General features: G+C 54.2%; 18 protein-coding genes. 6 read left to right on the top strand and 12 right to left on the bottom strand.

From position 1 onward, the window contains the following. Nucleotides 1-3 precede the first annotated feature (3 nt). The 3 genes from FYJ24_RS09310 (at nucleotide 4) to FYJ24_RS12655 (ending at nucleotide 1,986) form a co-directional block, all read left to right on the top strand. A complete protein-coding gene (locus FYJ24_RS09310) occupies nucleotides 4-957 on the top strand; it encodes an amino acid ABC transporter permease (protein ID WP_154545768.1) in 954 nt (317 codons plus the stop codon). A gap of 8 nt (nucleotides 958-965) precedes the next feature. Further along, nucleotides 966-1,718 (top strand): amino acid ABC transporter ATP-binding protein, encoded by a 753-nt coding sequence (locus tag FYJ24_RS09315; protein WP_154545974.1) that lies wholly within the window; start codon nucleotides 966-968, stop codon nucleotides 1,716-1,718. A gap of 94 nt (nucleotides 1,719-1,812) precedes the next feature. Next, a complete protein-coding gene (locus tag FYJ24_RS12655; RefSeq protein ID WP_206192624.1) occupies nucleotides 1,813-1,986 on the top strand; it encodes a hypothetical protein in 174 nt (57 codons plus the stop codon). Between the two features lie 319 nt (nucleotides 1,987-2,305). Here the strand turns inward: FYJ24_RS12655 and FYJ24_RS13195 are convergent, their stop codons facing one another. The 4 genes from FYJ24_RS13195 to FYJ24_RS09330 form a co-directional block, all read right to left on the bottom strand. After that, nucleotides 2,306-2,488: a GyrI-like domain-containing protein gene (locus FYJ24_RS13195; RefSeq protein WP_206192636.1), complete on the bottom strand. Its 183-nt coding sequence runs from the start codon at nucleotides 2,486-2,488 to the stop codon at nucleotides 2,306-2,308. A gap of 8 nt (nucleotides 2,489-2,496) precedes the next feature. Further along, the gene (locus FYJ24_RS09320; protein WP_206192625.1) at nucleotides 2,497-2,919 is read right to left on the bottom strand and encodes a GyrI-like domain-containing protein; all 423 of its coding nucleotides are present in this window, start codon (nucleotides 2,917-2,919) and stop codon (nucleotides 2,497-2,499) included. A 628-nt stretch (nucleotides 2,920-3,547) separates the two neighbouring features. Continuing rightward, nucleotides 3,548-4,000, bottom strand: a complete 453-nt coding sequence (locus FYJ24_RS09325; protein ID WP_154545770.1) for a hypothetical protein — start codon at nucleotides 3,998-4,000, stop codon at nucleotides 3,548-3,550. Further along, nucleotides 3,997-5,157 (bottom strand): hypothetical protein, encoded by a 1,161-nt coding sequence (locus FYJ24_RS09330; protein WP_154545772.1) that lies wholly within the window; start codon nucleotides 5,155-5,157, stop codon nucleotides 3,997-3,999. Before FYJ24_RS09330 ends, FYJ24_RS09325 begins: the two co-directional genes overlap by 4 nt. 486 nt (nucleotides 5,158-5,643) lie before the next feature. Between FYJ24_RS09330 and FYJ24_RS09335 the strand changes: the two genes are divergently transcribed. Continuing rightward, nucleotides 5,644-6,348: a hypothetical protein gene (locus FYJ24_RS09335; RefSeq protein ID WP_154545774.1), complete on the top strand. Its 705-nt coding sequence runs from the start codon at nucleotides 5,644-5,646 to the stop codon at nucleotides 6,346-6,348. Between the two features lie 80 nt (nucleotides 6,349-6,428). Here the strand turns inward: FYJ24_RS09335 and FYJ24_RS09340 are convergent, their stop codons facing one another. From FYJ24_RS09340 to FYJ24_RS09350, 3 genes are read right to left on the bottom strand one after another with little or no spacing between them, the layout of a single operon-like run. Beyond that, on the bottom strand, nucleotides 6,429-6,749 hold the full coding sequence (locus FYJ24_RS09340) for a hypothetical protein (protein WP_154545776.1): 321 nt from the start codon (nucleotides 6,747-6,749) through the stop codon (nucleotides 6,429-6,431). A gap of 2 nt (nucleotides 6,750-6,751) precedes the next feature. Then, a complete protein-coding gene (locus tag FYJ24_RS09345) occupies nucleotides 6,752-7,099 on the bottom strand; it encodes a hypothetical protein (RefSeq protein ID WP_154545778.1) in 348 nt (115 codons plus the stop codon). Further along, a complete protein-coding gene (locus FYJ24_RS09350; protein WP_154545780.1) occupies nucleotides 7,099-7,998 on the bottom strand; it encodes a CHAP domain-containing protein in 900 nt (299 codons plus the stop codon). Before FYJ24_RS09350 ends, FYJ24_RS09345 begins: the two co-directional genes overlap by 1 nt. A 199-nt stretch (nucleotides 7,999-8,197) precedes the next feature. Here FYJ24_RS09350 and FYJ24_RS09355 point away from each other — a divergent pair, with 199 nt between their 5' ends. Both FYJ24_RS09355 and FYJ24_RS09360 read left to right on the top strand, forming a co-directional pair. After that, on the top strand, nucleotides 8,198-9,886 hold the full coding sequence (locus FYJ24_RS09355) for a hypothetical protein (protein ID WP_154545782.1): 1,689 nt from the start codon (nucleotides 8,198-8,200) through the stop codon (nucleotides 9,884-9,886). Between the two features lie 40 nt (nucleotides 9,887-9,926). Continuing rightward, nucleotides 9,927-10,076, top strand: a complete 150-nt coding sequence (locus tag FYJ24_RS09360; protein WP_154545784.1) for a hypothetical protein — start codon at nucleotides 9,927-9,929, stop codon at nucleotides 10,074-10,076. On the opposite strand, the gene FYJ24_RS13435 is transcribed toward FYJ24_RS09360, so the two are convergent. From FYJ24_RS13435 to FYJ24_RS09385, 5 genes are all read right to left on the bottom strand, one after another. After that, nucleotides 10,046-11,884, bottom strand: a complete 1,839-nt coding sequence (locus tag FYJ24_RS13435) for a polysaccharide deacetylase family protein (RefSeq protein WP_154545786.1) — start codon at nucleotides 11,882-11,884, stop codon at nucleotides 10,046-10,048. The genes FYJ24_RS09360 and FYJ24_RS13435 overlap by 31 nt on opposite strands. A 70-nt stretch (nucleotides 11,885-11,954) precedes the next feature. Then, complete coding sequence (locus tag FYJ24_RS09370; RefSeq protein ID WP_154545788.1) at nucleotides 11,955-12,473, bottom strand: hypothetical protein; 519 nt, start codon at nucleotides 12,471-12,473, stop codon at nucleotides 11,955-11,957. Further along, entirely contained in the window at nucleotides 12,470-13,576 is a 1,107-nt protein-coding gene (locus tag FYJ24_RS09375; protein ID WP_154545790.1) for a hypothetical protein, read from the bottom strand. The genes FYJ24_RS09370 and FYJ24_RS09375 overlap by 4 nt, the downstream gene beginning before the upstream one ends. Beyond that, nucleotides 13,567-14,385: a hypothetical protein gene (locus tag FYJ24_RS09380; RefSeq protein WP_154545791.1), complete on the bottom strand. Its 819-nt coding sequence runs from the start codon at nucleotides 14,383-14,385 to the stop codon at nucleotides 13,567-13,569. Before FYJ24_RS09380 ends, FYJ24_RS09375 begins: the two co-directional genes overlap by 10 nt. Beyond that, nucleotides 14,382-17,642 (bottom strand): phage tail protein, encoded by a 3,261-nt coding sequence (locus FYJ24_RS09385; RefSeq protein WP_154545793.1) that lies wholly within the window; start codon nucleotides 17,640-17,642, stop codon nucleotides 14,382-14,384. Before FYJ24_RS09385 ends, FYJ24_RS09380 begins: the two co-directional genes overlap by 4 nt. Between the last annotated feature and the right edge of the window lies 1 nt (nucleotide 17,643).

Here is a 17,643-nt window from a genome sequence, read left to right on the forward strand (position 1 = left end):
CATATGTCACATGCGGTACGACCCGATTCTGTTGAACTGATCCATGCGCGCCCGGTACCGAAGCCGGGCCGCTGGGTATCCGCTATCATCGTGGCGGTAATTGTTGCGATGATGGTTAACTCTTTAGTAACCAACCCGAATTTCAATTGGCCTGTTGTGTGGGAGTGGCTTTTCTCCCGCACAATTATGATCGGCGTGGGGTATACACTTTTGCTCACAGTCCTGGCGATGGTTATTGGCACGATACTGGCGCTTACTATGGCAGTGATGCGGCAATCGCCCAACCCCATCCTTAGTGGCGTTGCATGGGCCTACATATGGTTCTTCCGGGGAACTCCGGTATATACACAGTTGATATTTTGGTCATTGCTACCGGTTCTCTATCCCCAACTATCTTTAGGTATTCCTTTTGGGGCTGAATTTGTAACTTTCCAGACCTCTGCAGTGCTGTCAGTGTTTTGGATGGCAGCACTAGGGCTGGGCTTCAATGAGGGAGCCTATCTAGCAGAGATTATTAGAGCTGGCCTTAATGCAGTCGACAAGGGACAATGGGAGGCCGCTACTGCCTTAGGCATGTCGCGCGGACAAATCATGTGGAGGATAGTGCTTCCTCAAGCAATGAGAGTTATAATCCCTCCCCTCGGCAACGAAACCATCTCGATGCTCAAAACTACATCACTGGTGGCTGCGATCCCCTTTACCCTCGAGCTGACCTTTGCAGCAAGCACTAAAGGAAACCAACTTTTCTTACCGATTCCGCTCCTTATTTGTGCTGCAATCTGGTATTTGGTGATTACGTCTATTCTCATGGTCATCCAACACTACATAGAGGCCTATTTTGGTCGAGGGTTTGATGGGAAAGAATCATCAAGAGAAGACTGGGTTGAAGCTCGGCGCCAAGCTCTTTTGGCTCAGGACCCGCCCACTATCGATCCAAGTTTGGAGGCCAGACCGTGACGGATCTGATGGTACGCGTTAAAGACGTTCATAAATATTTTGGGAACTTGCACGTCCTTCGAGGAGTGAGCCTCGACGTTAAGCCCAGTGATGTTTGTGTAATCTTGGGGCCTTCGGGCTCCGGCAAATCCACGTTGCTTCGGTGCATTAATCAGTTGGAAGAAATATCGGCAGGGCGAATATTTGTTGAGGGAGAGCTCCAAGGGTACCGTGAAGAAAATGGTCGACTCTACGATTTACCTGACAAAGCAATTGCGCGACAGCGTTCCCGCATTGGCATGGTCTTCCAGCGTTTTAATCTCTTCCCCCATAGGACGGCTCTGGAAAATGTGATGGAGGCTCCCCTTCGCGTAAAGAAAATACCGAAGAAAAAAGCGGAAGCACTTGGTCTAGAGCTCTTAGACAGGGTCGGGCTTCTTGAACGCGCGGGGCACTATCCGTCTCAGCTTTCAGGAGGGCAACAGCAACGTGTGGCGATTGCCCGTGCACTAGCCATGGAGCCCGATGTGATGCTCTTTGATGAGCCGACTTCAGCCCTTGACCCGGAGCTGGTTGGGGAAGTTCTCGGCGTGATTAAAGATCTGGCGTCGTCTGGTATGACAATGGTTGTAGTGACGCACGAGGTTGGATTCGCTCGTGAAGTTGCCGATGAAGTGGTGTTCATGGATGACGGCATTATTGTAGAACGAGGTTCCCCCACTCAGGTTATAGATAATTCTCAGGAGAGGCGCACACAGGAGTTCTTTTCGAAAGTGCTATAGGGCGTTCCGAGCCATAGAAAGTGCACCCATGTGTAGCTGATAGCGATCTCACTCTAGCTGTTGCGCACCATAGTGTTGGCTCATCCCCTAAAGTATGATTACTTTTCTTGTTATTCTCTTGATAATCTGGGCTGCCGCGGCGATTGTTGGCTTCGTAGTGAAGGGCCTTCTGTGGCTGGGCTTCGTTGGATTGATCCTATTTGTGATTACAGCCTTGTGGCTTTACTTTCGAGGAAAGCGAAAAGAACGAGAAGCTGCGCGGGACTAGCCCTCCCTTGTTGCATCACAGTATGCTAATTCCCGTGGCAGCTTGATATTTGTCACCGCGACACTGTTTTATTCGGGGGATTCGCGATTCGCTGCTGCGGCTATCGCTCATGTCTATGATCCCCGTACGTAGGGGCGAAAAAGGTTCTGGCCCACAATCAAAATCTCAGGCCTGCATCTTTTGCTAGTCCCATGGAGGTTGCGAACTCTCGACCGTCTCATTCAAACCGCCGAAAACAGGCGGTCCCAGCATGTCTCTCTATGCCCCTTTGGGATAGATTCAAAATCAGCACTTCATCACGCAGAGTATCTCTCAATACTCACACCCGACGAACAGGCTGGCGGAGGATAGTTTTGAGACGCTCGGGTGCAACCTTTTGTGGGGCGCCAAGGTAGATTTCGTGGTGGAGACCGTTCTCTTCTAACTGCTGTTGAGGAATAACATTGCTATGGAGATCAGCAAGGATAGGGGCTTCGTCGTCATAGCTGCCGATATGTAACATCTGTAGACTCAGTCCCTCGTGAATATCGATGAAGCCAAGCTTTTCCCATGGTAGGTCAGGTTTTTTCGAGCGGCAGTGAGGCTAGCTTCCTCCAGCGTATTGAGATCAAGCCAATTCGGTTGACGGATCATCATGGTCCACTGGTAATTATCCTTGTCAGACACCTTGAAGACTTGAGCGTCGTCTGCTGACCATAAGCCCTCAAGCGGGAGAACCACGTCGTCAAGGCCAAGCTGTTTTTTGCTCGCGAACTTTGCCGCGTAGGACAATGCGTACAGGGTAGACACAGCTGCGGCGTAATCCTCGCTCAGGTTCGGGTTACCGACCCCAGAAATTGTGGCAAACTTCATGGGAGGCACCTCGACTAGTTGCCATGATTGGCTGGGGGCATAGAGGCTTGATTCTTGCTTCTTGAAGTCTATTTTCTGCATGATCGATGCTGCCTTCCTTGACGTTGTAATCTCAGTAAATACTCTGACAAAGTGTCAGACACAAGAGCACTTGCTTTCTATAGCTATAACCAGCAGCCATTACATGAATGCGTTGACAATTTTGTGCTTGTGATGGAAGGAACCGATCAGTCCTGTCTCCCACTCGAGTTGTGTGGGCATTGTGAAGAGCTTTTTTGGGCAAGCCTGGAAAAGACCTCGGGGCTATCCCTTCCGATCGCACTGACCGCATACTGGGCGATGTGGTGTGTGCCGGGGCCGCATACCGCCCAGTGTACGGTTTTATGACCCTGTACGTGGAGACAGGAGGGAAGGAAAAAAGGGGGCCGTTTTAGGGCACAAAAAGGGCTCTGACCCAGAATCGAAGTTCCAGGTCAGAGCCTTTTAGCTGTGCGCCATGGGGGACTTGAACCCTCAACCCTCTGATTCGAAACCGCCTAAAACATGCTGTCTTACTGTGTCTCATTTTATCTCATCGTACAGGTGGTCGCCAGTTTGGGTGTCTCAAGGTGTCTCGTTGTTTAGCGACTTTTAGCGTTGAATGTGGGGGGAAAGTGGGGGGAACTGAGCGGGATTTAACATGTGGAGCTAGTGCACAATGACGGGCAGACTAGGCGGTGGGCTCTTCATCGTCTCCGGTGGGGACTTGCCCTCTCTTCAAGGCGAACCGTAGCAGCACGGCTCGGCATTCTCGTTCCGCCCTTTTTTCCATAGCGCGATAGTCAACATAACAGTGCCCTGGGGCTTTTTGACTCCATGGTGCGGGTGGTACTGCAGAATCGTCAATAGTCCGCAATCCTGTCGAAGCGGCCTCGTCAACACTAACAGACCAAACTCCAAGCGATTCTGATTTTGCGTGCTGATTATGCCAAGTTTGCGCGTCTTTGGCGCTCACTACAGATTCTCTTGAAAAAGAAGGCTTCCCTTTGTCGGAAGTGGCAGGACCGAAAGAACTAGTGGAGGGTTTGCCATTGTTCATTAGATGCACAGTGATTTGCCTGAACAAGAGTTCTTCAGAGGGTTCAATTTCTTCTTCGCCAGGTTCGAGAGGGAGATCTTTCAAGACAAAACCTCCCTCACAAACTTGACCGCATCAGCGACGTTTGCGGTCTCTTCCTCGTAGGTTTCGAATTTTCCTTCAGGCAAGTGAGTGATTATCATGCGGCCCGCGGCGTCTACTTCGACACTTAGGACGCGCTGCGCGTTCGCCCACTCGATCAGCAGCCCAGAACCTTCGTCAGGGAAGATGCTTGCGTCAAATTGCGTGGACTCAGGAAGGTCTTGAAGTAGTTTTCCGGCTACCTCCAAAGCAACAAAGGAGATGGCTGGCGCATCTTCTCCGTCCCATCCGCGTCCTAGCAGCGCAATCCGTTCGAGGTCGCCCCGCCTCGAGATCTCTGGAGAGTCAAATACCTCCACCTCATCGGTTTGCCAAACGCGCCAAAGCATTTCGTCCTTGTAGTGAAGAGTCCCAGAGATTCGGACCACGGGACCCTCCTCGGCCTTGTCGATCGCATCTCTCAGGTCATCAACTACCGTGGGCGCATTCTTATATAGGCCATTGATCGTTTCACCTGTGGGTAGCTTTAGTCTGTATCGCATGGCATCCGTGTCCAATGCAGTGATTTTCCCGCAGACCTTGCCTGGCAGCTTTGAGTTTTCAGTAACAGTTGCTACTTCGTCGTCCTCGACGATCATGAGTCCAGACACCCTCATGCGTTCTTCAGCCCGCTCCCGACTCGCTGAGTCTATTACAACGACTCTGGATTCTTCTTGCACCTGCAACGTCACTGTCAGCTTCTCATCTGGGAGAAGTGTTCGCCCAATACCAGCAAGCGCTTCGGCGTCTTCTTCGTCCATTTCTGGAGGAAGAATAACCATTCCGCCATTGTCATCGTAGATTTCGACGAACGCGGTCTCAACAGCTTGTGCAGCTTCCAATTGGTAATCGACGTACTCGACATTTGGAGTGAAGAGTAATGGCAGCACCACGCTGCCCTCGTCAATCCGCGCGATGGATAGCCCGATCTCTGATAGGTCTTTGGGTACTTCTTCTTCGGGATTTGCAGTTGTCCACTTCGCAATCGTTATGGAGCGCACCAGACGTTGGTACCTCTCAAGGTCTGCTAAAGAGTCGATAGGAAGATGGCCATTTTCAAATCTTTTCCCGGACAGGCGTAGCTCCAGGGCTTCATTGCCCTCTTTGCCATTCTCGTCCATGTCAGTATAGTACCGCACCAATTCTTCGAGTAGCTCCTGAATGGACACTTATGTGTCCGCCCGGTGAGAACAACTAAACCTTTGCGGGGACCGAATATAGTCAAGTTCTGTCCTCGGTAGCTTCCAGTTGGTTGCAGTCATGCAGCCAGCAGTGTATCGGGTGTTTATGCGTGTTTTGGGATCATAGTATTAATAGCCTTCGCTTGGAAGTCTGCATCTGCGTCTGTAGAGGCAGGCACTCTACTTGGCAATCCCACTAGGTGGGTGGTGTGAGTTTGCTCGGACTGTGTATAGATTCCCGTGCGCCTGCACTTGAGTTCTTCAAGTTTCAGTTAGAGGACAATCCACAGGTGAACGCGTTGAGTTTAGGAACGTAGCCCGAAAAACTCTTAGGTCCTTCTGCTGATCGGACACAAAGTGAATCGGTTGGCGTAATGTTGGGGAATCGTATGGAAATATAAGGTTTAGCTGTCTGAGGAGGTCGTAGTGGAAACGGCTAAAAGCATACTTGAGATTCTCGTAGGCCTAACACCTCTAATTTTGGCGGCTATAAGCTCTTGGCGGTCCGTTGCTGGGGGCGGGAAGAAAAAACGAGAAGACAAATTACTCAGCGAAGCTCGGGTTTGTCTGGAAGAAGCTCAAAGACTCGAGGTAGAGTCTAAAGCAGCGGGAATAAATTCCGAACCTTTCAAGGGGCTTGCAACCCGGTATATCGATAGGTACTTGACGATTCTGAGGCAGTATGACAAGTTACGCTCCGCGCAGGGGAGTATTGAAAGGCTTGGTCGCGTCCTCGGTTGTTTTTCGTTGGTCTCTTTCTTTTTTGCGTTCGTTATTATACTTGTGGTCAGATTTGTGCCATTTATTAATGAAGATCAGCCCAAAGTTTTAATTAGTTTAGTTTGGCTTTTTCTGCTTTATTCAGCTCTCTTCTTCGTGTTCTTTGTTGTAGTGCAAATATGGGTACTTTTAATGAAAGATACAGTGAATGATAACCATATTCTTCTTCGAAATGAACTATTGTCGGAGTATCAAGATATTCTTGGGTACACCTCAGCCAAGTTTCGTGTACGAACAGATGTGAAACGTTATTTTCTTCAATCCGAGGAGGAAAGAATCGAGGCACGCGCGGACTATAGGCGCGCTATGAAGGAAATAAGGGCTTTACGTAAGAGAGCGCGCGGCAAGTAGTTCTTTCGAAGAGCTAAATGACCAACTGACATCCTCACCTAGCCGTATTGGCCAGGTGGGGGCCATTTTATTTATTCGTTTTAGGTGGTTTGGGGCCGTGGTGGTGGGGGTGGAGGAAGCCTCGCGTTGATGTGGTCTTCAAGTAGATGTGTGTATTCACGCTCTGCAGACAGCTCACCTTCGCGTGTGAACGCCTCGGCCTCTAGGAGGGTCACCCTGTCGGCCAGTTCTTTGCGGCGGTTCTGCTCGGCTTCCAATAGTGCTTGGAAGCCTGCCAGGGCTTGGTCGACGTAGTTTTTTTGTTTCTCGGTTTTGTATCTGAGCCATGCCACTAGGCCGCCGCTCCCTCCCACGAATGCCAAGATGGCGCTAGTGATGGCGATGATCCCCGCCTCACTCATGGCTACTCCGAATCAGTCAGCGCGCCGAGTGGGTCGCCGTTTTCATCTACCGGATCGCCCTGGGACGCTGTTAGCTTGGTTTTTCCTTCGGGTGCTAGCCAGGGAATGAACCTGCTCAACCACTCGTTCACCTGGGGGAGTGCCATGATACGGGTGATCGCCGCTGTGATCGCCAGACTGGTGGCGACCCAGGGGATTGTCTGGTCGACGCCGGCGGCTTCGACTATGAGTGCCCATGCGGCGGCGAAACCGATCACTGCTTGGAAGATGGTGCGGGCGACAGTGTGCCACGGGTAGGCGGCCTGTGTCTGTACGGACGCCCGCTTTGGGTAGGGATTCTGTGCGGTCATTATTTAATTCCTCTCTTGGCAAGACTGCCGTTTATTGCGTTTTGCATGGCGATAATGCCCGGGCTTGCATCGTCAAAGCGCCCATCGTGAATGCCGGCAGACCCGTAGTAGTCCTGCATGAACTTGAATAGTTGTGGACCGGCAAGGTTGTCTTGTGGTGTCAGACCCCACGCGTTTTGCAGTGACCCGATGAGCTGAGACCCTTCGGTTGGGTTTTCTACCCATTCCCAGCCGGTAGTGAGGCCGGGGTTTTGGTCGCGCCAGTACACGTCTTGGTCGGACACGATGCCGTCCTGTGTGGTGCCTTGGAGTAGCTGCCAGGCGCGCGTGGTGGCAATGCCCCAGTATCCATCGGGGTTGATCTGGTAGCCAGTGGTGGTGCCAGGATTGTGGGCGCTAGACGTACCCGCGTATTGGGGTCGTACTACTGCAGAAATGCCGCTGTCCCAGCCTCGTGTGCGCCGGTACACGCCACCACCATTACCCTGGCTGCCATAGGCGCCAGCACTGGTGTTGCCTTCGATGGTTTGGTAGCCCCACGAGGCGGCAACCTCGATGATACCGATGTGGTCTACTACGCCATCATCATCCCAGTCGAAGAACACTAGGTCACCGGGTCGCCCGTCGCGAACACCAACACCGTTACCGATATTGCGGTAGGCGTTGAGGCAATAGGGCGTGTAGGCAAAGTGTCCTGGAGCTGGCTCCTTCACGCCTGCTTGTGCGAGCACCCAGGACGTGAACATGTTGCAATACGGCACACCGCTGGTGCCAAAGTAGGGGCTGTTGGTGTGGTCGGCGTACCAGCGGCCATACTTTGTGCCCTCAGCTTCGTCGTCCCACCGGTTGTAGCCGATCTCGCGGGAGGCTACCGCGAGGACCTTATTCGGCGTCGTCATATTCGATCACCTCGATCGGCGCGACATTCGCGGGGCCAGTCGTGGTATCGAGCTTGGCCATCTGCTCAGGGGTAGGCGTTTCCATGCGTGTTCTCCTTTGTTTTCGGGCATAAGAAAAGCCCCCACAGGTAGTGGAGGCTTGGGATTGTGGGGGTGGTGGTAAAATGGCTAATCTATTGCCATTACGTTAGGAGCAGAGGTGTCCGGATATATTGCGGTAGTAGCTCCAGAAGACATCGCGGACCGTCTCGAAGAACTTTTCCTCAGGGAAGAGACTGACGTTGTCGGGCTATCAGGCGAACGACGCCTCTTTTATGTAAGCAATTCTGCACACCGAGGGGACCAGACTTGGTTTCAGGGGTTTGCGACAGACCATGAGAAAGAACTCATGGTGTTCGCAAGCGCGCCTGACCGCTTCGTTCCAGACCCATCGAGCCCCGTGGAAGGTAGCTATTTTTCGCTTCATTTATCTGACGAAAAGGTACGTTTCGGAGCTGATCTATATGGGTTTGTGCCAATGCTCTGGTTCAGCGAAAAAGGCGTTTCTGCAGTATCCGACTCGTACCTTTCGTTAATAGCTATCCGTGAGCAGCTGGGCATGAGCAACACAGTCGACGAAGAATCCGTTCGTGGTCGCATGTGGCTAAACTCAATGAGCTATCAGCAAATTGGGCGTGAAACCTACTGCCGGGAAATCCGATATGCGACTCCTGGCACCGAATTGTCCTTAGATCTTAAAACGGGGGTCTTTGAAGAGAAAGCCCTGAATCTCCAGAACTTCTATGCAGGTAGAATCACGGATCACGGGAGTGCGATCAGTGAAGCAGCTGCTCGAATGGTACGCATGTTTAAAACGTACCCTCTGACGGGTGCGAAGATGACACTAGCACTGTCCGGAGGGCAGGATTCGCGAGTCTGCCTGGCCGCTGCGCTGGTCGCGGGCACGAGTGAGAGCATAAATATAATCTGTAGCAATCCAGGAAGCCCGGATTATCTGATTGCGCAACGGCTAGGCGAACAATTCAATTTCGGTTTAAATCGTCATACTAGTGACGAGGGAGCCCCCGAGCGTGTCGATACAACTGCTGCATGGGCCGCCACATCGTTAGGCATATATGATGCTCTTTACATGCCAGGTGCTTTTCCTGTTATCGAGCATCCAAGTTTTACTATAGGAGGCCATGGGGCAGGGAGTTCCAAAGGCGCATACGGTTGGCGCGGGCTATCAGACATTGAGATGCCCCCATCAGCATTACGTCAGGCGAGACGCGCACTTTGCTCTATAGGTGTGGACCCTAACGATCAGTGGGGGTCTGAATGGCATTACCTCGCGTTTAGGAATGCGATTCATGGAGGTAGGGCCACTCTGAGTAGTGACTACGTTGCACGCCCTACAGCGCAAATCCCTTTGATTGGTCTTAGTAGATCCTCAAAAAATCAACTCGTCGCACCCAAACCTGGGCGTCCAAGCGTGATACTAGATACCTTAATTGCTCTCCGTCCTGACATGGCAAAAATTCCTTTTGATACGCCGGTAAAGTCCCCTCGACCAAGATTTGTTGACCAAAGGCGGGAAGCTCTTAGCGAGAGACTTATCGACTTTGCTGACCTTCCGCCATATAGGGTTGTTGGTAGTCTTTACCCGTCTAAAGGCTTCCTTACCACCCAAATAAATTTTGCGAAATCACGAGGTCTGTCAGGCGGAATTTCCTTCGCAAATCTTAGCCCCATGGCACTTGAGTCACTAACCCGTTTTTCAGATCTCGTGTCACCTGATGTTAAAACAACAGTTGACACTTTAAATTTCAATGACACTCGGAGGATTGCTGCCTCTAGCAGAGAGGCAGCCTCGGTAGGAAAGCTCCTTTCCTTGGGAACGGTGCACTGAAAACGTCCCATAATACCCCACAGAGGGGTTATCCTCATGTATGAGTATTAACAAGCGTTGCGGTTATCATGAGTGGGATGACGGTGCAGTGGATGATCTCTACTGCATACTAGAAGACGGCCACGATGGTGAGCATTCAGTCCGAACAATAGACCTCATTCAAGACGACGAGGCGATCATGAGTTGGTAGGGGCTGAGGATTACTAGCTCACCGTTGGTTTGTTTTACGACTGCGTAATCCAGCATTTCTTCTAGCTCGGGTGTGGTGAGTTTTCCTTCGAGGTCGAGTTGGGAGGGGTGGAGCATGATCTGCAAGCCTGTTTTTTCAGTGATCGCCTGGTCGATCTCAGTTTTGATCTCAGTGATGCTGCGCGAGTCAATCGTGTACTGGTGTTGGCCCTGCCGAATGCGCCCGTCCAGGACGCGCCGGTGTGTGCCAGGGATGTGTCCGGTTGCGACCGCGTGGTGGGTGAGGATCATCCGGCCCGCGTCGGTCTGATAAAAATCTTGCACACTGGTGCCAGTCCCAAATCCCATGTAGGGATCGGTAGCGTTCACCCCGGGGACTGCCCACCCGTCTATTTGAGCGTCGGGTAGCTGGGTGCGGAGTTCTGCTAGGCCCGTGATGATCTCTCGTTCCAGCTCGGCCAGGCTGGTGGGGTTAGTGTGGGTTGCTGAGTGATTCCAGATTTCCACGAGACCGTCACGCACCCAAACATTGACTATTTCGGGGGTTACCCCCTCGTTCTCGGGGTAGTCCCAGTTCCTGGAATTGATTGCTTGCGAACCCACGATTCCGCGTGCCTGCAAAAGTGGCAGCACTTTTGTTTGGAAGGCCGCGAGGCCATGGTCGAAGCGGAACGCGACTGCTCCTTTTCCTCCGGTGAGGATGCGCCCGCCCATGCGCCGCGAGAAATCCTCCTGGAGGAGACTGTTTGCGAGGCCCGCGTCGGGGCCGCTCGCGGTGGGTGAATCTGGAATGTCGGCGAGGGTTGCGAGGCGCGTCCAATCTGACCAGCCAGCACCGGCATTGAGTTGCCGTATGAAAATCCCATGCAGGCAGGAGTACTCGTGGTAGGCGCGGTCCGCACCGGACCAGGTGACAGTTAGTGTCCCGGGCGCGTTAGTGGGGATGTGGGCGATGGCAGCCGCTTCGGCAGCAGTGCCCACGCGGTACACGCCCTGAGCGGCGAATGTGCTGTACGCGTCGAGATCGTCACCGCTGGTGATGGCCCCTTTGATCCACGAGTCGTTCACCCACGTGCTCCACGTGCCGGTGTAGCGGCGTGTGAATCGCCCACCAGTGGCGGGCTCCCAAATGTGCATGGAGTCATCCCCGGACACGGAGCGTGTCCATTGGACAGTGAGTACTCCTGGCGCGGGGGAGGGTAGGCCTAGTGCGGAGGCGATTTGCTGGGTCTGTATCCGATAGATCCCGGCTGAGGCTTGGCCAAAAAGGCCGTCGAGGTCGGCTGAGGTATTGAGTCCCCCACGCGGCCAGGCAGTACCACCCGGTGGCACAGTGAAATCGAGGTTGATAATGCCGCCATCAACCTCGGCGGAGGCCGCCCACTGCGACCCCTCCTTGATGCTGCGCACTACGGCATCGGTGGGAACAAATTTGGCCATGGCGTCTGACACCTCCACTGGTGGTTCGAGGGATGCGAGAGAGATTTTTGTGTTGCCTGCTGGCACGCGTATGGGGTAGGGGTAAGGCGCCCAGTGTTTTTTCACGAGGATCACCCAATCCTCCGGTTTGCTGGCAGACGAGTAGCAGGGCAGGCGAATCTCACCGCGACCATTAGCGTCGAGCTCTAAGGTGACCGTGCCTGCCTGGACTATCACCCCATCAGCGCGCACGTGAATGTCCTGGGGGAGCGTGAAATCAACCTTGGCGCCCGTCTCGGGCTGACCGATGTGTGTTTCTGCGAGATCAACCGTGACAATACGAGACGGCAGGCTTGGAGCACGACCCAAGTTCGGGAATGATGATGCCACAGTTACCTCCTAGGTTTTGTGGGCAAAAGAAAACCCCCAACAAGGGGGGTGAAGACGGGTGTTAGCGGGGTTAGGCGTCGATGATTTCGGGGAGTCCGCCTGGCATGTCTGCCCTGATTTGAAGTTTGCGTACTTGTTCTTTCAGGGCCGCGACTTCATCGCGTAGCTTTTGGAAGTCTGATTCCTTGGGTCCGTCAGGTTTTCCTTCGAGTGTGGCGAGCCGAGAGTCTTGATTGTCGTTGCGGCGTCGTTCTTGAGCGATCGCTGATGCTGCTTCAACGCGCCACCCTTCGAGCGACCCGATCCGATCTTTTAGTGGTTGGGTGGCTGTACTGATGGAATCGGTTATGTGCCTACCGATTTCTTTGATGGACCCAGCGACTTTGAGGCCAATACCGAACAGCCCGCCTGGTAGGTCACCGATAGACACTTCTGGAGTGGTGGCAGTGTCTGTTGCGAGAAGATCAATACTTCCTTCGCCTTTAGTGATTGATGACAATCCCAGGTTGCGGGCGGAGGATTGGGCCCGTTGGACTCTGAATGCTTCACGCAGAAGAGTGCCGGTGGTGCGCTGGTAGGGGAATCTCATAGGGCACCCACTTTCACGGTCTCCACCCGGTTTGCGTTTACAGGGAACGATATTTCACCGATCCGCATGGTTCCTTCATACCCGTGGGGGATAGTCCAGGTCGGCCCGATTTCAACGCGCATCAAATCCCCAAGAGCAGGAATTTGTGGGAGCCGGTCGATGAGGAGCTCTGATTGGGCTGGGGTTCGTAACTCTTGAGATGCTTGCAGGTCCGCATCTGCAAGGGCCTTGAGCGCATCGGGGTTGGTGATACTGGGGTATGAGAGATTCTTGGTGATTTTCACGTATCCCTGATTGGGTAGAGTGTTGTTACCGGCCTCGTAGAAAAGCTTTTTCGCGCCATCCCCTGCGCCCCATGCGTAGACAGAGTGCGCGTAGCGGTGAAAGTCCCATTCTTGTTCGAAGGTGAGACAGTTATCGATGGGCGCTCCGGGCCCGTCGTATCGGATCACTATGGGTGTTGATGTTCTGATGGTGGGTGAGCCGAACCTTATGGTGCGGGTGACTTTGGTCAGTGCTCCGCCCGTCCAGGTTCCGGTGTGAGTGACGCGCCAGTCAAACCCGTTTTCGGGGAGAGCTATTTCATCAAGCGCGTCAGAGTAGTAGCCTTCCCTGGTTCGCCACTGCGCAGTGCGCTTCACTCCGGACGTGACCGTGGGGACCGTTATTTGGAAGCCCGTTTGCCAGCCGATGAATGCGTCTTCGAGGAGAGTTTTCGCGATCGTGAGCTGGTCTACGTTCGTGTATGTGTAGTTGGCGTGCAGGCTGCGTAGCGCGGGGTATCCGTCCCATTCCATTCCGGACACAGCTAGTGTTTGGTCGCTGATTGATTCGGGGTGTTTCATCATCAGCCACTCACCAAGCACATTGGTGCCGGCGGTGAGAACAAGTGTGTATTTCCCTCCAAGGCACCAGTCCACCACGCGGGCTACCGCATTCCAGTCAATATTGACACCATCTGGTGTGGTGAGATGCCCTAGCGGGATAGTGAGGTCGGAGGCGGTACCACCACCAAACTTTTGCGTAAACGTTCCTGAGACCGCTTCGAGTTCACCGGCCACGATTCCTGTGAGTGCGTGGGCAACCCAGATTCTCACATCCATGCTTCGATCCTTTGTGCTGTGGCGGTTCCATTTCCAAGCCCGTTGATTGTCCAGCGGGCTCCGCCTTCTTCGACACGCGGGTAAGGGCCCGACCCAACGAACACTCGAGTGTCTCCTGCCCATACGTTGCGGGTGGCTCCCTGGATTCGGCGACGCTGCCCGGTGGAGAGCGCCGGGAAAGTGTAGTTTCCTCCCGGGTGGGTGATGGTCAGAGCGGAGTGGGGGCCGACAAGGCTAATGGTGGGGAAACAAGGTGAGTTACCGGGATTGAGAAGTGTGTTGGAACCGTTTTTGAGTTTTTGCACTGCCGATCCGTATCTGCGTGGATCATCGGCTTGTAATGAGAGGGTAACGGACGCGCGGATGTTGGTCTCACGGGTTACTTGCATGTCCGTGAGTCGCACGTCGGCTTCACGGCATAGTCCACGTTGTAGCTCATCGATGAGGAGCACACCGTGTTTGATAGAGCCGAGCTCATCTAGTGCTGCTTCGAGCGCGCCTGGGCCTCCTCGATCGGCGATGATTCTTCCGCTTATAGAGATAGGTCGGGGGCCGAACTGTGGGGTGAGTGCGAGCACCCCACTGCCGAGGGGATGTTTCACGGTGCTAGTTTCGATGGGCGCGGTTTCCCACCAGCCGGTGATTGTTTGTACCAACCAATACCATCCACCAGGGCCGTACAGGGGTCGTTGTGTTTCGCCTTCAATGCCACCAAGGGATACGCGTACCAGTTGGCCCAGGGTTTTCCGGTGTGCGGTGAACCCTGGGCTGAGGGTACTGATAGGTGAGGGAGTGTAACCGTATGTCATGGGTGTACACCTCCTATGTCGTCATCACTCCAGTGTTTGAACTGGGCGAAAGTGCGGCTTCCGAGCTCGGCGGCGTCAACACCGTAGTTATTGATCTCAACTTTCCTGCCACCACTGCCAGCGTTCGTGTTTCCCCGGCGCGTGGGGGTGGAGGGAGAGTAGGGGTCTTTATTGGTGACGATGTTCATTGCGGTGTTGATTGTTCCCATTGCCCGCTGGGCACTGTCAGTGGCCCGTTTGGCCATGGCTTCGGTCGCGTCCTCGAACACGCCCGATTCGGCTTTCACACCGCGAGCGGCACCGCGTGGGAGCATACGTCCCACTGCCCGATCCATGAGTTTGGAGGGGGACGCGATCCCGAAGAACTTGAGGACCCCACCAAACGCTTCCTTAGCCATCTCCCACATGGCGTTGACCAGTTCGCCTGCCATAGACCAAAGACCAGAAATGATACCAGTGACAATATTGGCGCCAACACTGAGCCAATCCACTCCCGCGAAGCCCTCGATGATCGCAGAAAACAGTGCAGGGAGCGCCGCAACCAGGTCAGGGATCGCGTCAATCAACCCCTGCGCGAGGGCAAGCACCAACTGAATGCCAGCATTGACAAGCTCAGGGAGATTCTGAATAAGCCCCTCAACCAACTGTATGATCAAGGTGAGCGCCGCAGTGATCAGTTCCGGCAAAGCCTGAATAAGCCCAGAAACCAGACTCATCAACAATTGAATCCCTGAATCAATCAACAAGGGAAGATTCTCAAGGAGCGCGGTCACTAATCCTTGTATCAGTATTATTACTGCCTCAAGGAGTACTGGTAGTGCGGTAAGGAGCCCCTGGACGAGGGCCCCCAGTAGTTGCACACCACCTTCAATGATCAACGGGAGCAGCCCAACAAGAGCAACCAGCAACCCATCAACCAGTACAAGAACGCCTTCCACCAGTAGTGGGAGCGATTGAATGATTCCGGTAATCAGTGCTTGTAAGAGCGTGATACCTGCTTCAATAATGACCGGCAGCATCTGCTTAAGTTGCGCCGACAGCGACAACACCAGCCGTAAGGCCCCTTGCACCAGTTGAGGAAGCCCTGTGAGGATTCCGCGCACAAGCGCGATAACAATCTCAGTGCCAGCATCAAGGAGCAGCGGAATCGCTGACAGTAAACCATGAATGATTTTCGGGCCAACCGTCATGATCCCTTTGACCAAAGCGGGGATTTGCCCTACCAGGTCGTACATCATGCCAGTAATCGCGGAGGTAAACCCCGCAACATCCCCACCAGTAGCAACGAGACCACCGATGAGACCAATGAGCAGTCCGATCGGGCCGCCCAAAAGCTTGAAGACACCGCCCAGACCACCCAGCATGCCCCCGACAACAGGAATCCTAGAGATCAGACCGCCAAGGCCACCAGAGCCGAGGGCGAGTAAAACTCCACCAAGAGGTCCCGCGACCTTCAAGAGGCCATCGAATCCTTTGGAGGACTTCAACGATCCGTCAGAGAGCTTCCCGATCCACTCAGTGAGCCGGTCTATCACAGGACCGACCTTCGTGCCGATCACCTCACCCAGAGATTTGGCTTTATCTTCAATCGGCCCCAGAGCGCCAGTGACAGCCTGGATGAGGGGAGCGATCTTGGGGTAGATACCACCAAGTAGGTTAGCGCCGATACGCCCAACCGAAGCCATCAAGTTCTTGAAAGAACCCGGCACGGTGTTGCCCATCTCGTCAGCAACCGTGCCAGCAGCCTTTTCAGCGGCCCGCGAGAATGTCTCGAAGTCGATCTTCCCCTCGGAAGCCATCTTGAAGACTTCACCAGCGGTGACACCTAGTTCTTTGGCGAGCTCTTGGTAGATCGGGATACCACGGTCCGCGAGCTGGCCAATCACATCGTTTTGGACGCCGTTAGCCTGAGTGGCAGCCCGGTTCATGACCGAGCCCATTTCCTCCATCGACATGCCAGCCGCAGACGCATTGTTCGCAACCGTTTTCAGGTGACGCTGGAGTTGCTCGCCGGGCTTGATTCCAGCCGCCACAGCAGCACCAGCAACAGTTGCAGCCTCTCCCAATCCAAACGCTGTGCCCCTGACTGAAGTGGTCGCATCATCCATGATCGTCTTCACGGACGCCGCGTCATGACCAAACCCAGTCAGCTTCTTCGACGCGGTATCAATCGCAGTCAGACGAGAAAACCCTTTACCAAGGGCAACACCAATGCCAGCTCCCGCCGCAGTAACCAGAGCAGTAGCGGGGCCACGAAGAGTGCTAGCGACCCGGCTCATGCCGTTATTCGCGGCGCTCACCATAGTGGTGAAACCACGTCCAAACGTCGTGACCATCCCAGTCACGCCACTACCGATCGCTGAGGGTAGTTTGCCAGCTAAAGCCTTAACCGACGAAACAACCGGACCCAAATAGCCAGTAACCTTTGCTGCCACCGGGGAGAAATACGGGCCAACTTTGCCCGCAAAACTACGAAACGGCGCGCCAAGATCACTAGCAAACCCAGCCAGGTTGGACCGCACAGATCGCAGCGAGGAAAGAACAGGCCCGCCTATCTTTCCCCCAGCGGTAGCGGCTTTACCCATAGCGGAAACAAACGCCGACTTAAACTTCCCTGAAAGAGAGATCGCGGGCGATAACACTGATTTCGTGAGAGAGCCAAGTGCCCCAGCAATCCCGGTGGCAGCTAATTTGCCCGCCTCAAGATCCGTGAAACCGGCACGGAAATTGGCAGCCATCTGCCGCCATCCACCAGCACTGCCAGCACCAATTGTCCCAAGGGACTCGAGCTCGTCTTGCGCCGACTTCAATCGCCGCGCAGCTTCCGCCACCGCATCTACCGAAGCCTTCGAAGCGCGCATCGCTGAAGACAACCGCTCCTCAGCACGCACTACCTGAACCGACCCCGCAGGATATTTCTCCCACGCAGCCAAAAGCTGCTGCTCAGCAACCAGCACCCGGCCCGCGTCATCCTGCTGCTTGAGCCGGGCTTTCGACAGTGCGGCCGATGCTGATGCCACATCGCGCTGGAGCACCTTCAGGCCTACTCCGCCAAGGTCCTTGGTCGAAGAATCAAATGCGGACTTTAGATCCCTGCCGAGTTTGTTCCCGGTTTCCCGGCCCGCCCCTTTGAGGTTGTTTTGTAGGTCTTTCGCGCCCGCGCTGCCGGCACTCTTGAACTCACGACTGACGGACTTCTTGAAGCCAGTCATGACAGGGAGGATGGCCACGTGACCAGTACCTACGCGAGAGCTCACG

The organism is Scrofimicrobium canadense, assembly GCF_009696615.1.
In the GTDB taxonomy this organism is placed as follows: Bacteria; Actinomycetota; Actinomycetes; order Actinomycetales; family Actinomycetaceae; genus Scrofimicrobium; species Scrofimicrobium canadense.